Below are 14878 nucleotides of genomic sequence, written 5' to 3' on the forward strand. Positions count from 1 at the left end.
GAGGGGGCCCTGCCCGTCGGCTGCCGGGGGCGGCGTCAGCCGCTGAACTCCTGCAGGCTCTTCAGCGCCTGGTCCAGCAGCGCCTGACGGCCCGCCAGCTCGCTCTCCAGCTTGGCGACCTTGCTCGCGTTGCCGGCCGCGCGGGCCTTGTCGAGGTCGGCCTGGAGCTTGTCCACCGCGGACTGCAGCAGCCCGGTCATGCCGGCCGCCCGGGCCTTGGCCTCCGGGTTGGAACGCTGCCACTCGGCGTCCTCCGCCTCGCGGATCGCCCGCTCGACGGTGTTCAGCCGGGCGTCCAGCTTCGGCCGGGCGTCCCGCGGCACGTGGCCGATGGCCTCCCAGCGCTCGTTGATGTCCCGCAGCGCGGCCTTGGCGGCCTTGAGGTCGGTGATCGGCAGGATCGCCTCCGCCTCGACCAGCAGGGCCTCCTTGAGCTTCTGGTTCTCGCCCTGCTCGGCGTCACGCTCGCTGAAGGTCGCGGAGCGGGCCTGGAAGAAGACGTCCTGCGCGCCCCGGAACCGGGCCCACAGCTCCTCCTCCGCGTCCCGCTGGGCGCGGCCGGCCGCCTTCCACTGCGTCATCAGGTCGCGGTACGCGGCGGCGGTCGCACCCCACTCGGTGGAGTCCGAGAGCGCCTCGGCCTCGATGACCAGCTTCTCCTTCACCGCACGGGCCTGGTCGCGCTCGACGTCCAGCGCGGCGAAGTGCGCCTTGCGGTGCTTGGAGAAGACCGACCGGGCGTGCGAGAAGCGGTGCCACAGCTCGTCGTCGCTCTTGCGGTCCAGCCGCGGCAGCGCCTTCCAGTTGTCCACCAGGGCGCGCAGCCGGTCGCCGGCCTCCCGCCACTGGGTGGACTCGGCCAGCCGCTCGGCCTCGGCGACCAGTGCCTCCTTGGCCGCACGGGTCTCCTCCTGGGCCTTGGCCCGGGCCGCGCGGCGCTCGGTCTGCCGGGTCTCGATCTCGCCGGCCAGCGTGTCGAGGCGCTTGGCCAGCGCGTCCAGGTCGCCCACCGCGTGCGCCTCGACGACCTGGGCGCGCAGGTGGTCGAGGGCGACCTGGGCCTCCTTGGCGGCCAGGTCGGTCTTGCGGACGCGGTGCTCCAGCAGGCCGATCTCGGCCTCCAGGCCCTGGTACTTCCGCTCGAAGTAGGCGAGGGCCTCCTCCGGGGAGCCCGCCTGCCAGGAGCCGACGGCGCGTTCGCCGTCCGCGGTCCTGACGTACACGGTCCCCTGCTCGTCGACACGGCCCCACGGGTCGCTGCTCACAGCGCCTCCTCCACATGACGCCGCGGCCCGCTCAGTGCGGGGCGCGCGCGTCGTCCACAGTTGATGTGCGGCGGACCGATGAAGTCCGCCGTCCGGACCGTCCGTTGTTGCGCCGAGGGTGACGGCCGACGGTCAGGGCACCCTATACAACAGCAACATAGGCGACCAGCGCCGGTGCTGTCCGCATCCGGGCCGGGCGATTTCCGCCGGCGCCGCGGCCCGCTCGGGGGCCGCGGCGCCGCCGCCGGTCAGCCCTTGGCGACCGTCACCTTGTCGAGGACCACGTCGGCGGTCGGGGCGCCGTCGCCGCCACCGCCCTGGACCCCGCCGGCGGCGATGTTCTGGAGCACGTCCAGACCGCCGGTGATCTTGCCGAAGGGGGTGTAGTTCGGCGGCAGCTGGGTGTCCTTGTAGACCAGGAAGAACTGGCTGCCGTTGGTGCCCGGGCCCGCGTTGGCCATCGCCAGGGTGCCGGCCGGGTAGGTCGCGCCGGTCAGGTTCTCGTCCGCGAACTGGTAGCCCGGGCCGCCGGAACCGGTGCCGGTCGGGTCACCGCACTGGAGCACGTAGATGCCCTCCGTGGTGAGCCGGTGGCACTTGACGTGGTCGAAGTACTGCTCGCCGGCGAGGAAGGCGAAGGAGTTCACCGTGTGCGGCGCCTTGGCCGCGTCCAGCGACACCGTCACCGTGCCGCAGCTGGTCTGCAGGGTCCCCGTGTAGGCGGACTTGCCGTCGACCGTCATGGCCGGCTCGGTCTTCCACTGCTTGCCGTTCGGCTGGCCCGCGGCGGGCGGGTTGCAGCCCTTGACCTGGGTGACCGGGGCGGTCGGGGCGGCCTGCGGGGTCTTGGACTTGTCGGCGGAGTCGAACACGCCGCCCGCCCACGCACCGCCGGCGGCGACCACCACGACCGCGAGCGCGCCGCCGATGATCGCGTTCCGCTGCTTCCGGCGCTTGTGCGCCTGGGCCCGGCGCGCCATCTGGCGCTCGTACTTCTCGCGGGCGAGCTGTCGCCGCCGCTGTTCGTTGCTGGCCACCGGCCGTGTCTCCTACGTATGCGCTGGACGTCTGGGGAAAAGTGCCGATGCGGATCATCGCATCCGTTGGCGGCCAAGTGTAAGGAGTCTGTGCGTAAGTTCGAGGTCAAACGCGATGTGCACGGGACCGGATCGACCCGCAGGGGCGCGTGGTAACGGGTTCGCCCGCGGTGGTGTCCCGCCGGTAGGCTCTGGTGCGACCAGGCGGTGAGACCCGAGTGCCCGCCCCCGACCGTAGAGGACTCGCGTTGTTCGTCGCCGGATTTCCAGCCGGGGCCTGGGGCACCAACTGCTACCTGGTAGCGCCGGCCGCCGGTGAGGAGTGCGTGATCGTCGATCCCGGTCACGAGGCCACCCAGGGCGTCGAGGACCTGATCCGCGAGCACCGGCTGAAGCCGGTCGCGGTGGTCCTCACCCACGGACACATCGACCACATCGCCTCGGTGATGCCGATCTGCGGCGCCCGCGGCGTGCCCGCCTGGATCCACCCCGAGGACCGCTACATGATGGCCGACCCGGAGCGGGCGCTCGGCCGCTCGCTCGGGCAGCAGCTGATGGGCAGCCTCACCGTCGGCGAGCCGGACGACGTCCGCGAGCTGGGCGACGGAAGCCTGCTGGAGCTGGCCGGACTGCAGCTCACCGTCGACCACGCGCCCGGCCATACCAAGGGGTCGGTGACCTTCCGGACGCCCGCATCGGATCAGATCCCGCCGGTGCTCTTCTCGGGCGACCTGCTGTTCGCCGGCTCCATCGGGCGTACCGACCTCCCGGGCGGGGACAGCGCGGCGATCATGCAGTCGCTGGCCCGGGTGTGCCTGCCCCTCGACGACGCGACCGTGGTCCTCTCCGGCCACGGCTCCCAGACCACCATCGGCCGTGAGCGCGCCACCAACCCCTACCTCCAGCAGGCGGCGGGAGCGCTCGATGCTCCGGCCTTCCCGCGACGAGGAATGTGACGGAAGAGAAGTTGAGCACCTTCAGCGCCCCCAAGGGCACCTACGACCTGCTGCCGCCGAGCTCCGCGACCTACCTGGCGATCCGCGAGCGGCTCTCCGGCCCCGCGCGCCGGGCCGGGTACGGCTACATCGAGACGCCGGTCTTCGAGGACGTCAAGCTCTTCTCCCGCGGCGTCGGTGAGTCCACCGACATCGTCACCAAGGAGATGTACACCCTCACCACCAAGGGCGGCGACGAGCTGGCGCTGCGCCCCGAGGGCACCGCGTCGGTGGTCCGCGCCGCCCTCCAGGCCAACCTGCACAAGCAGGGCAACCTGCCGGTCAAGCTCTGGTACTCCGGCTCCTTCTACCGCTACGAGCGGGCCCAGAAGGGCCGCTACCGCCAGTTCGCCCAGGTCGGCGCCGAGGCGATCGGCGCCGAGGACCCGGCGCTGGACGCCGAGCTGATCATCCTGGCCGACGACGCCTTCCGCTCGCTGGGCCTGCGCGAGTACTCGCTGCTGCTCAACAGCCTCGGCGACAAGCAGTGCCGGCCCGTCTACCGGGCCGCCCTGGTCGAGTTCCTGGCCGGCCTCGACCTCGACGAGGACACCCGCCGCCGCGCCGAGATCAACCCGCTGCGGGTCCTCGACGACAAGCGCGAGTCCGTCCAGGCCCAGCTCACCGACGCCCCCCGGCTGCGCGACTACCTCTGCGAGGACTGCAAGGCGTACGACGAGCAGGTCCGCGAGCTGCTGACCGCCGCCGGCGTCGCCTTCGTCGACGACCCGAAGCTGGTCCGCGGCCTGGACTACTACACCCGGACCACCTTCGAGTTCGTGCACAACGGCCTCGGCGCCCAGTCCGCGATCGGCGGCGGCGGCCGCTACGACGGCCTCTCCGAGATGCTCGGCGGCCCGGCGCTGCCGTCGGTCGGCTGGGGCCTCGGGGTGGACCGCACCTTCCTGGCGATGGAGGCCGAGGGCGTCGTCCTCGACCTGCCCGCCGCCACCTCCGTCTACGCCGTCGCGCTCGGCGAGACGGCCAAGAACGTCCTGTTCGCCAAGGTGGTGGAGCTGCGCCGGGCCGGCGTCGCCACCGACCTGGCGTTCGGCGTCAAGGGCATCAAGAACGCCATGAAGTCCGCCGACCGCTCCGGCGCCCGCTACGCCCTCGTGGCCGGCGACCGGGACCTCGCCGAAGGCGTCGTCCAGCTCAAGGACATGACCACCGGCGAGCAGGCGCCCGTCGCCCTCGAAGCACTCGTCACCACCCTGAAGGAGAAGCAGCTGTGATCCGCACGCACGACGCGGGCACGCTCCGCGCGGAGCACGCCGGCACCACCGTCATCCTGGCCGGCTGGGTCGCCCGCCGCCGTGACCACGGCGGAGTCGCGTTCATCGACCTCCGCGACGCCTCCGGCACCGTGCAGATCGTGGCCCGCGACCTGGAGGCCATCGGCAGCCTGCGCGCCGAGTACTGCGTCAAGGTCACCGGCGAGGTCCGGGTCCGCCCGGAGGGCAACGAGAACCCGGACATCGCGACCGGCGCGATCGAGGTCGTGGTCAACGAGCTCGAGGTGCTCTCCGAGGCCGCCCCGGTGCCGTTCCCGGTCGCCGAGTACGAGCCCGGCACGGTCAACGAGGAGGTGCGCCTGCGCTACCGCTACCTGGACCTCCGCCGTGAGGGCCCGGCCCGCGCGCTGCGCCTGCGCTCCAAGGTCAACCACATCATCCGCACGGTGATGGAGGAGAACGACTACCTCGACATCGAGACGCCGTACCTCACCCGCTCCACCCCCGAGGGCGCCCGCGACTTCCTCGTCCCGGTCCGCCTGCAGCCCGGCCACTGGTACGCCCTGCCGCAGTCGCCCCAGCTGTTCAAGCAGCTGCTGATGGTGGCCGGCATGGAGCGCTACTACCAGATCGCCCGCTGCTTCCGCGACGAGGACTTCCGCGCCGACCGGCAGCCGGAGTTCACCCAGCTGGACATCGAGGCCTCCTTCGTCGACCAGGAGGACATCCTGGCCCTCGGCGAGAAGATCGTCGGTGCCATCTGGCGCGAGGTGCACGGGTACGAGATCCCCAACCCGCTGCCCCGGATGACCTACGCGGACGCGATGAACCGCTACGGCTCCGACAAGCCGGACGTCCGCTTCGGCCAGGAGCTCACCGACCTGACCGAGTACTTCCAGGGCACCGAGTTCCGGGTCTTCCAGGCCCCCTACGTCGGCGCGGTCGTGATGCCCGGCGGCGCCTCCCAGCCGCGCAAGCAGCTGGACGCCTGGCAGGACTGGGCCAAGGCGCGCGGCGCCCGCGGCCTGGCCTACGTGCTGGTCGACGCCGAGACCGGCGAGCTGCGCGGCCCGGTCGCCAAGAACCTCTCCGAGGAGCACCTGGCGGGCCTGGCCGCCGCGGCCGGCGCCAAGCCGGGCGACGCGGTGTTCTTCGCGGCCGGCAAGAAGACCGCCTCGCAGGAGCTGCTCGGCGCGGCCCGCCTGGAGATCGGCCGCCGCTGCGAGCTGATCGACGAGTCGGCCTGGGCCTTCCTGTGGGTCGTCGACTTCCCGATGTTCGAGCCCATCGAGGACGACAAGGGCGCGTTCCAGGGCTGGCACGCGGTGCACCACCCGTTCACGGCGCCGACCGCCGAGTCGCTGGCGACCTTCGACACCGACCCGGGTGCGGCCCTGTCCAACGCCTACGACCTGGTGCTCAACGGCTCCGAGCTGGGCGGCGGCTCGATCCGTATCCACCAGCGCGACGTCCAGAAGCGGGCCTTCGACGCGATCGGCCTGTCCGAGGAGGAGGCGCAGTCGCAGTTCGGCTTCCTGCTGGACGCGTTCAACTACGGCCCGCCGCCGCACGGCGGGGTCGCCTTCGGCCTGGACCGCATCGTCACCCTGCTGGGCGGGTACGACACCATCCGTGACGTGATCGCCTTCCCGAAGACCAGCACCGGCGGTGACCCGCTCACCGGTGCGCCGACCCCGATCACCCCGGCCCAGCGCCGCGAGGCGGGCGTCGACGCCAAGCCGAAGGGCACGGACGCCGCCGCGGCGTCCGAGGTCAAGGCCTGACACCCGGTCAGTAACACCATGCTCACGGCCCCGGCCGGTGCGATCCGCCTCAGGGTAGGCTCGCCCCGCCCGGGGCCGGTGCACAACGGCGTGCCACAGCAGAGGGGTCGAGGATGACCATCCGAACCAGAGTCGAGAACCCGGCGGACGCCCCCGCCACCAGACGTGTCCACATGGCGGCCTTCCCCGGCCCCGAGGAGGCGGACCTGGTGGACGCGCTCCGCCGGGACTCCGCCTGGATCCCGGCTCTCTCCCTGGTCGCGGTGGACGACCGGGACCTCATCGTCGGGCACGTGCTGCTCACCCGGCTCCGGGTCGGCGACGGCGACGGCCTGTCCATGGCGCCGGTCGCGGTCGCCCCGGAGTGGCAGCGCAAGGGCGTCGGCGCCGCCCTGGTCCGGGCCGCGCTGGCGGCCGCCGAGACCGCGGGGGAGCGGCTGGTGGTGGTGCTCGGCGACCCGGACTACTACGGCCGCTTCGGCTTCGAGCCGGCCTCCCGGCACCGGGTCAGCGGCCCGTTCGAGGCGCCCGACGCGTACTTCCAGGCGCTGCCGCTGCCCGGGTACGACGGCGGCCCGCACGGCGTGTGCCGCTACCCGGCGCCGTTCGCAGAGGTCTGACCGGCCGAGGCCCGGCCGGCCGGGGCCGGGGCGGACGACGGGGCCGGAGCGGGCCCGGCGGGCGCCGTCGCGCCGCCGGGGCGCCGCTGGGCGGGCACCGTGTCCAGCGGCGAAGGCCCGGGGCAGGCAGGGCCGATCCGCACGGTCTCCCGGCAGCTGCGCACGAACGCCGCCATCGCGGGCGTGAGCGGCCGGTCCAGCGGCCAGTACAGGCCGACCCGGCTGGCGCTGACCCCGCGCAGCGGCCGGTAGACCACGCCGGGCCGGGAGGCCAGCCGGCTCATCGTCACGGGCGCGAAGCCGATGCCCTGCCCGCAGGCGATCGCGGTCAGCCACTCGTCCGCGTTGTGCGCGACCGCGCCGATCCGGACCGGGTGGCCGCCGCGCTCCTCGACCGCCAGCCAGTAGTCCCGCCAGAACCCGGCCTCCCGCGGGATCGCGACGAAGTCCTCGTCCAGCAGCTCCGCGAGGTCCACCACCTCGCGGCCGGCCAGCCGGTGGCCGGCCGGCAGCACCGCGCAGCGCTCCTCCACGCCGAGCTCGGCGCAGTTGTACGCGGCCGCAATGGCGGCGGGCGCGTGCCACAGCGCCAGGTCGATCTCGCCGGAGGCCAGCCCCGAGGTGGGGTCGAACCAGTTGTTCTGCCGCATCTGGACCTGCCAGCCGGGCATCCGGCGCCCGAAGTCCTCGACGGTGGCCAGGCCGACCGCGTTGATGGTGCTGCCCTCGAACCCGACCCGCAGGGTGCCCTGCGCCTCGACCTCGGCCCGGCGGGTGGCCCGCAGCGCGTCCTCCCAGCCGGTCAGCAGCGCGGGCACCCGGTCCGCCAGCGCCCGGCCCGCGGCGGTCGGGGTCATGCCCTCCCGGGAGCGCTGGAACAGCCGTACCCCGAGCTGGGTCTCCAGCTGGCGGATCTGCTTGGTCAGGGTCGGTTGGCTCACGAACAGGCGGGCGGCCGCCCCGGTCAGCTGGCCCTCCTCGCAGACCGCGGCGAAGGAGCGCAGCAGGCGGGTGTCGATGTCCATGCCGCAAGGTTATGGAAGCGGTAATTTGCCGTAACGGCGGGGTCCGGGGGACAGTTGATCACTCGTCGGGCGGGCCCGGCCCCCGGCAGCACAGGGGAGTGCCGGAACCGGGCCCGCCCGGCCTGCCGTACCCCGTCGTCCGCCCGCGCCACCCCGCGCCGACCTGCGCCGGGCGGCGAAGCCCCGTAGCGTGAGTGACCGTCAGCCGCACGTGTGAACGGAGGGCCCGGTGGCGGGGAAGCGCAGGGAACGACTGCCGAGGAAGCCGTACGAGGCGGAGCTGCTGCGCCTGCAGTACGAGCTGGTGAAGCTCCAGGAGTGGGTGCGCGCCGAGGGCGTGCGGCTGGTGGTCGTCTTCGAGGGGCGGGACGCGGCCGGCAAGGGCGGCGCGATCAAGCGGGTGACCGAGTACCTCAACCCCCGCATCGCCCGGGTCGCGGCACTGCCGGCGCCGACCGAGCGGCAGCGCGGCCAGTGGTACTTCCAGCGCTACGTGGAGCAGCTGCCCGCGGCCGGGGAGATCGTGCTGTTCGACCGCAGCTGGTACAACCGGGCCGGGGTGGAGAAGGTGATGGGCTTCTGCACCGCGGAGGAGCACCAGCAGTTCCTGCGCCAGTGCCCGACCTTCGAGCGGATGCTGATCGAGGCCGGGATCCTGCTGCGCAAGTACTGGTTCTCGGTCAGCGACGTGGAGCAGGAGCGGCGGTTCCGGGACCGGATGGCGGACCCGATGCGGCAGTGGAAGCTCTCCCCGATGGACATCGAGTCGATCAGCCGCTGGGAGGACTACTCCCGGGCCAAGGACGAGATGTTCGTCCACACCGACGTCCCGGAGTCGCCCTGGTACGTGGTGGAGAGCGACGACAAGCGGCGCTCCCGGATCAACATGATCTCCCACCTGCTCTCCTCGGTCCCCTACCGGGAGGTCCGCCGCCCCGAGGTCGAACTCCCGCCCCGCCCGGCCTCCCACGGCTACCGGCGCCCGCCGCGCGACCTGCAGACCTACGTCCCGGACCACGCGGCGGCCCTGGAGGGCTGAGGGCCCGCGTCAGGTGGCGGAGCCGGCTGCGGCGCCGGTGGGGCGGTCGGTGCCCCAGCGGTCGATGGCGGCGGGGAGGTCGAGCGGGCCCGGGCGGGCGTCGGAGTCGGCGGCCGGCCAGTCCTCGCGGGGGACGCGCCACATCAGCTCGAACTCGTTGCCGTCCGGGTCCTTGGCGTAGAAGGACTTGGACACCAGGTGGTCGGTGGAGCCGACCAGGGCGCCGCGTTCGGCCAGCCGCCGGCCCAGCTCGGCCAGCTCGCCGAGCGTGCCGACCTCCCAGGCCAGGTGGTACAGGCCGACCCGGCCCTGCTCGGGGCCGGGCGCGTCCGCGCCGATCGCGAACAGGCCGAGGTCGTGGTCGTTGCTGCTGCCGGCGGCGCTCAGGAAGGCCGCCCGGCCCGGCATCAGGTGGTCGAGCTCGAAGCCCAGGACCTCGCGGTAGAAGGCGACCGAGCGGTCGACGTCGCGGATCCAGAGCACTGCGTGGTTGAGTCGGCGTACGGACATGGGCGCCACCCTACGCCCCTCTGGTTCAAATTCGAACTACGGGGGTCCGGCCGACGGGCGCCCCGGGCTGTCGGAGCTCTCGCATACCCTTCAGAGGTGGAAGAACCGGACCTGTTCACCGCCGCCGCCGAGGCGCGCCAGGCCACCGAGCCCGGCCGGGCGCCGCTGGCCGTGCGGATGCGCCCGCGCACCCTGGACGAGGTGGCCGGTCAGCGCCGGCTGCTCAAGGACGGCTCGCCGCTGCGCCGGCTGGTCTCCGGCGCCAAGGGGCCCGCGGCGACCAGTTCGGTGATCCTCTGGGGGCCGCCCGGCACCGGCAAGACCACCCTCGCCCATGTGATCAGCCAAGCCGTCGAGGGCCGCTTCGTCGAACTGTCGGCGATCACCGCCGGGGTCAAGGAGGTCCGCGCGGTGATCGACGGCGCCCGCCGGGCCGTCGGCATGTCCGGCCGCGAGACGGTCCTCTTCCTGGACGAGATCCACCGCTTCTCCAAGGCCCAGCAGGACTCCCTGCTGCCCGCGGTGGAGAACCGCTGGGTCACCCTGATCGCCGCCACCACCGAGAACCCGTACTTCTCGGTGATCTCCCCGCTGATGTCCCGCTCGCTGCTGCTCACCCTGGAGTCGCTCACCGACGACGACGTACGGGCCCTGCTGCGCCGCGCGGTGGCCGACGAGCGGGGCCTGGCCGGCAGCGTCGAGCTGACCGCCGAGGCCGAGGACCACCTGGTCCGGCTGGCCGGCGGGGACGCCCGGCGGGCGCTCACCACCCTCGAGGCCGCGGCCGGCGCGGCCCTGGACAAGGGCGAGGCCGAGCTCACCCTGGCCACCACCGAGACCGCCGTCGACCAGGCCGCGGTGCGCTACGACAAGGACGGCGACCAGCACTACGACGTGGCCAGCGCGCTGATCAAGTCGATCCGCGGCAGCGACGTGGACGCCACCCTGCACTACCTGGCCCGGATGATCGAGGCCGGCGAGGACCCCCGGTTCATCGCCCGGCGGCTGATGATCTCCGCCAGCGAGGACGTCGGCCTGGCCGACCCGACGGCGCTGCCGACGGCGGTCGCGGCCGCCCAGGCGGTGGCGCTGATCGGCTTCCCCGAGGCCCGGATCATCCTGTCCCAGGCGGCCATCGCGCTGGCGTTGGCGCCCAAGTCCAACGCCGCCTACCTGGCGATCGATGCCGCCCTCGCCGACGTCCGCCAGGGCCTGGCCGGCGCGGTGCCGCCGCACCTGCGGGACGCGCACTACGGCGGCGCGGGCAAGCTCGGGCACGGCCAGGGCTACCAGTACCCGCACGACCTGCCGGAGGGCATCGCCGCCCAGCAGTACGCGCCGGACCCGGTGCACGGCAAGGAGTACTACCGCCCGACCCGGCGCGGCGGGGAGGCCCGCTACGCCGACATCGCGGAGTGGACCAGGGCGCGGCTCAAGGGCGACTGATCGCACGGTAGACTGTCCCGAAGTGCCATGTCCCGGGCACGGCGGCGGATGCGAATCCGGCCGACCGGCCGCACCAGCGGGGCACCGGCCCGTGGCCACTCCTGCGGGAGCGGCCCTTGGAGCGTCGCGCACCGGCTTTCGGTGTCGCGGGCAGCCCACCACCTCCGTGGTCGGTGGGCCTCTCGTGTGCATGCACAGATGTGCCCGGCTCCGGAGAGCGGCTGATCACCCCTCGCGGGTGGTTTTTCTCCGGGTCGCGAGGAGCGACCTCCGTCAACACCTGGTGAAGCCGTATTCGTGAAGCAAGGAAGGTTTGGTTCATGGCGAACCAGAAGCGTCCCAAGGTCAAGATCGCTCGTGCCCTTGGCATCCCGCTGACCCCGAAGTCCGTCAAGTACTTCGAGGCCCGCCCGTACCCGCCCGGCCAGCACGGCCGTGGCCGCAAGCAGAACTCTGACTACAAGGTCCGTCTGACCGAGAAGCAGCGTCTGCGCGCGCAGTACGACCTGAGCGAGAAGCAGATGGCGCGGGCGTTCGACCGTGCCAAGAAGGTCGAGGGCAAGACCGGTGAGGCGCTGATCGCCGAGCTGGAGACCCGTCTCGACGCCCTGGTCCTGCGTTCGGGCATCGCCCGCACCATCTACCAGGCCCGTCAGATGGTCGTGCACGGCCACATCGAGGTCAACGGCAGCAAGGTCAACAAGCCGTCGTTCCAGATGAAGCCGGGCTTTGTCGTGACCGTCAAGGACAAGTCCAAGGAGAAGACCCCCTTCCAGGTGGCTCGCGAGGGCGGCAACGCCGGCGAGGGCCAGACCCCGAAGTACCTCGAGGTCAACCTGAAGGCCCTGGCCTTCCGCCTGGACCGCCAGCCGCAGCGCCGCGAGATCCCCGTGATCTGCGACGAGCAGCTGGTCGTCGAGTACTACTCGCGCTGACCCGCGAGCACGTACCCCACCGAGCCCCGCAGCCTCCCGGCTGCGGGGCTCGGCCCGTTCCGGGCACCGGAACGGGCCAGGCCGGAGGACCGGAACCCGGGATCGTCAGAACGCCGGGACCGGCGACGGCCGCACCGGCCGCGGCCCGGGCAGGCCCTCCGGCCCCGGCCGCCCGCCGCGGCCCAGCGCCCGGGAGACCGCCGCGTCCAGGTCCAGCTGCCCGCCGAGCCGGAACGCCTCGTGGAACTCCTGCTCGGTCAGTCCGTCCCGGGCCCGCCGCTCGCACTCCAGGTGCGGCCCGTTGAACGACCGCGAACCGAAGAACGGCTTGCCCACCGCCTGCCAGATCTGGTGCGCCGCGCCCTGCAGCACCCGGGCCTCCACCAGGTCCCCGTCCGGGGCCTCGGTCTCCAGCAGCGCCAGCACGTCCATCGCCAGCACGATCCCCAGCAGGTCCCGGAACAGGTGGTTCAGCCGCATGCACTCCCGGGCGTGCGCCCGCGCCAGCCGCACCTCGCCCGACGACCAGCGGGCGTAGGCCAGCGCGTACAGCCCGTACGCGTACGCCCACTTCTCACCGTGCTGCTCGGCGACCTCCCGGACCTCCGAGATCCAGTGCTCGCCCTGCTCGGCGTCGCCCAGGAACAGGTACGCGATGCCCAGCTCGAACATCGCCATCAGGACGTTGCTGTTCAGCTCGCCGATGGTCTTGTAGTGCCACAGCGCCTCCTCGAACAGCTCGGCCGCCCGCTGCGGCTCGTCCCCGATCAGCGCCGCGCAGCCCTGCCGGTGGACGGCGTACGCCAGCGCCCGGTCGTCGCCGGTGGCCAGCGCCTGCTCGCGGCACTCCTCCAGGGTCGGCCGGGCCCGCGCCAGGTCGCCCTGCAGGGTGGCCATGTAGCCGGTCACCCAGAGCGCCTTGGCCCGGGCCTCGGTCGGCGCGGGGGCCAGCGCCAGCGCCCGGTCCAGCCAGTGCCGTCCCTCGCCGAGGTGCCCGGAGCCGACCCAGTAGAACCACAGCGTCCCGGCCAGCACCAGGGCCAGCTGCTCCTCGCCGGGCTCGGAGAGCGAGAACTCCAGCGCCGCCCGCAGGTTCGGATGGGCCAGCCGGGTCCGCTCGGCGGTCTCCGCCTGCCGCGGGCCGAACCACTCCACCTCGCCCCAGGACGCCACCCCCAGGTACCAGTCCCGGTGCCGGCGCAGCAGCCGGTGCTGGTCGCCGCCTGCCCGCAGCCACCGGGCGCCGTACTCGCGCAGGGTGTCCAGCAGCCGGAACCTGACCTGCTGCGGGCCCTCCTCGCGGAGCAGGACCGACTTGCCGACCAGCTCCCCGAGCAGGTCCAGCACCTCGTCCGGGTCGATCCCCTCGCCGCCGCAGACGTACTCGGCGGCGTCCAGGTCGAACGTCCCGGCGAACACCGACAGCCTGGCCCAGAGCAAACGTTCCTTCATGGAGCACAGTTCGTGGCTCCAGCCGATCGTGGTGCGCAGCGTCTGGTGCCGCGCCGGAGCCGTCCGGGAACCGCCGGTGAGCAGCCGGAACCGGTCGTCCAGCCGGAGGGTGATCTGGGCCACCGACAGCGCCCGCAGCCGCCCCGCCGCCAGCTCCACGGCCAGCGGGATGCCGTCCAGGCGGCGGCAGAGCACCGCCACCTCGGCGCGGTTGCGCTCGGTCAGCTCGAAACCCGGGAGCACCGCGGCGGCCCGGTCGGCGAACAGCGTGACCGCGTCCGGCGGGCCGCCGCCCGGCGGCGGGTCGACCGGCAGCGGGGCCAGCGGCAGCAGGTGCTCGCCGTCCGCCCCCAGCGACTGCCGGCTGGTGGCCAGCACCCGCAGGCCCGGAGCCGCCCGCAGCAGGGTGTCGACCAGCTCCGCGCACGGGCCCACCAGGTGCTCGCAGCCGTCCAGCACCAGCAGCAGCCGCTGCTCGCGCACCTGCTCGACCAGCACCTCGTGCGGCGGGCGGGCGGTGGAGTCGGTCAGCCCGAGCGCCTCGAGCACCGCGTGGCCGAGCAGCAGCGGGTCCTGGACGGCGCTCACCTCGGCGCACCGGACACCGTCCGGGAACAGGCCGGTCCGCTCGGCCAGCCGGGCCGCCCCGCGCATCGCGAACCGGGTCTTGCCGACCCCGCCGGGCCCGGTGACGGTCACCAGCCGGGCCGGGCCCATCAGCGCGGTCAGCGCGGCCAGCTCACCGCGGCGGCCGACGAAGCTGGTCACGTCGGCGAGCAGCCGGCCCGCCGGTGTACCGCCCCGCGCCGGCGTCGGCCCACTCGACAACTGCCGCCCCCTGTCCGGCCGGGCCGGACACCGGCCGGCCACCCTGGCGGCCCGCGACGCGCGGGCCCACCCGGCCCAACGAGGCGGCCCGGGCGAGGTCACGCCCGCCCTCCGCGCGACCGGCCGGGCGACCAGGCGATATCCGGTCGGGTGAAGGGGTCCGGCCGCGATAGGGTTCACCTTTGAGGAAGATCTGCAGACGTGGCGAGGCGAGGGAGCGCACCGGTGTCCGTGGGAGAGCTGGCCGGCCTGCTGGTGGCCGTGTTCTGGGCGGTCCTGGTCACACTGCTCGCGGTCGTCCTGGTACGGCTGTCGCGGGTGCTCAAGGAGGCCACCGTGCTGGTGTCCGCCGTCACCGAGCAGGCCGTGCCGCTGCTGGTCGACGCGGGCACCGCGGTGCGCAGCGCCAACGAGCAGCTCGAGCGGGTGGACGAGATCACCGCCAACGTGCAGGACGCCGCCGCCAACGCCAACGCGCTCTCCTCCACCGTCGCGGCCACCCTCGGCGGCCCGCTGGTCAAGGTCGCGGCCTTCAGCTACGGCGTCCGAAAGGCCGTCAGCCGCCAGCAGGGCACCGTCACCCTCCCGCCGCAGTCGGCCGAGCGGGAGGCGCTGGCCAGCCTGATCCGGGCCGAGGTGCGCGCGGCCACCGCGCCGCGCGGCGGCGGACTGATCTCCCGTGTCCGGCGAGCCGTGAGGGGCTGACG

The 14878-nt window shown here is 73.3% G+C and carries 13 protein-coding genes; 8 read left to right on the forward strand and 5 right to left on the reverse strand.

Annotation, left to right across the window (positions count from 1 at the left end):
- Positions 1-35 precede the first annotated feature (35 nt).
- Both AC2TEW_RS15115 and AC2TEW_RS15120 read right to left on the reverse strand, forming a co-directional pair.
- Positions 36-1265, reverse strand: coding sequence for a DUF349 domain-containing protein (locus AC2TEW_RS15115; RefSeq protein WP_484623838.1), 1230 nt, complete (start codon positions 1263-1265; stop codon positions 36-38).
- Positions 1266-1513: 248 nt separating this feature from the next.
- Positions 1514-2302, reverse strand: a complete 789-nt coding sequence (locus tag AC2TEW_RS15120; protein WP_484623839.1) for a peptidylprolyl isomerase — start codon at positions 2300-2302, stop codon at positions 1514-1516.
- 248 nt (positions 2303-2550) lie between these two features.
- Here AC2TEW_RS15120 and AC2TEW_RS15125 point away from each other — a divergent pair, with 248 nt between their 5' ends.
- The 4 genes from AC2TEW_RS15125 to AC2TEW_RS15140 all read left to right on the forward strand — a co-directional run bounded on the left by AC2TEW_RS15125 (position 2551) and on the right by AC2TEW_RS15140 (position 6936).
- Entirely contained in the window at positions 2551-3258 is a 708-nt protein-coding gene (locus tag AC2TEW_RS15125; RefSeq protein WP_484623840.1) for an MBL fold metallo-hydrolase, read from the forward strand.
- 11 nt (positions 3259-3269) lie between these two features.
- Positions 3270-4532 carry a histidine--tRNA ligase gene (gene hisS, locus AC2TEW_RS15130; protein WP_484623841.1) on the forward strand — a complete coding sequence of 421 codons (1263 nt, stop codon included), beginning with the start codon at positions 3270-3272 and terminating at the stop codon, positions 4530-4532.
- Complete coding sequence (gene aspS / locus AC2TEW_RS15135; RefSeq protein ID WP_484623842.1) at positions 4529-6316, forward strand: aspartate--tRNA ligase; 1788 nt, start codon at positions 4529-4531, stop codon at positions 6314-6316. Before hisS ends, aspS begins: the two co-directional genes overlap by 4 nt.
- A gap of 113 nt (positions 6317-6429) precedes the next feature.
- On the forward strand, positions 6430-6936 hold the full coding sequence (locus AC2TEW_RS15140) for a GNAT family N-acetyltransferase (RefSeq protein ID WP_484623843.1): 507 nt from the start codon (positions 6430-6432) through the stop codon (positions 6934-6936).
- Here AC2TEW_RS15140 and AC2TEW_RS15145 read toward each other — a convergent pair.
- Positions 6909-7961 carry a LysR family transcriptional regulator gene (locus tag AC2TEW_RS15145; protein ID WP_484623844.1) on the reverse strand — a complete coding sequence of 351 codons (1053 nt, stop codon included), beginning with the start codon at positions 7959-7961 and terminating at the stop codon, positions 6909-6911. The two genes, AC2TEW_RS15140 and AC2TEW_RS15145, sit on opposite strands and share 28 nt — an antisense overlap.
- Before the next feature lie 229 nt (positions 7962-8190).
- Here AC2TEW_RS15145 and ppk2 point away from each other — a divergent pair, with 229 nt between their 5' ends.
- Complete coding sequence (gene ppk2 / locus AC2TEW_RS15150; RefSeq protein ID WP_484623845.1) at positions 8191-9000, forward strand: polyphosphate kinase 2; 810 nt, start codon at positions 8191-8193, stop codon at positions 8998-9000.
- A 9-nt stretch (positions 9001-9009) separates the two neighbouring features.
- Here ppk2 and AC2TEW_RS15155 read toward each other — a convergent pair whose 3' ends face one another.
- Positions 9010-9510 carry a VOC family protein gene (locus tag AC2TEW_RS15155; protein WP_484623846.1) on the reverse strand — a complete coding sequence of 167 codons (501 nt, stop codon included), beginning with the start codon at positions 9508-9510 and terminating at the stop codon, positions 9010-9012.
- Between the two features lie 96 nt (positions 9511-9606).
- On the opposite strand from AC2TEW_RS15155, the gene AC2TEW_RS15160 reads away from it, so the two are divergent.
- Both AC2TEW_RS15160 and rpsD read left to right on the forward strand, forming a co-directional pair.
- On the forward strand, positions 9607-10956 hold the full coding sequence (locus AC2TEW_RS15160) for a replication-associated recombination protein A (RefSeq protein WP_484623847.1): 1350 nt from the start codon (positions 9607-9609) through the stop codon (positions 10954-10956).
- A gap of 320 nt (positions 10957-11276) precedes the next feature.
- Positions 11277-11891, forward strand: coding sequence for a 30S ribosomal protein S4 (rpsD, locus tag AC2TEW_RS15165; RefSeq protein WP_033823015.1), 615 nt, complete (start codon positions 11277-11279; stop codon positions 11889-11891).
- A gap of 105 nt (positions 11892-11996) precedes the next feature.
- Here the strand turns inward: rpsD and AC2TEW_RS15170 are convergent, their stop codons facing one another.
- Complete coding sequence (locus AC2TEW_RS15170) at positions 11997-14111, reverse strand: ATP-binding protein (RefSeq protein ID WP_484623848.1); 2115 nt, start codon at positions 14109-14111, stop codon at positions 11997-11999.
- A 285-nt stretch (positions 14112-14396) separates the two neighbouring features.
- Between AC2TEW_RS15170 and AC2TEW_RS15175 the strand changes: the two genes are divergently transcribed.
- Positions 14397-14876, forward strand: a complete 480-nt coding sequence (locus tag AC2TEW_RS15175) for a DUF948 domain-containing protein (protein ID WP_484623849.1) — start codon at positions 14397-14399, stop codon at positions 14874-14876.
- The last annotated feature ends 2 nt before the right edge of the window (positions 14877-14878 follow it).

Source organism: Kitasatospora sp. NEAU-CNBT7, assembly GCF_057220535.1.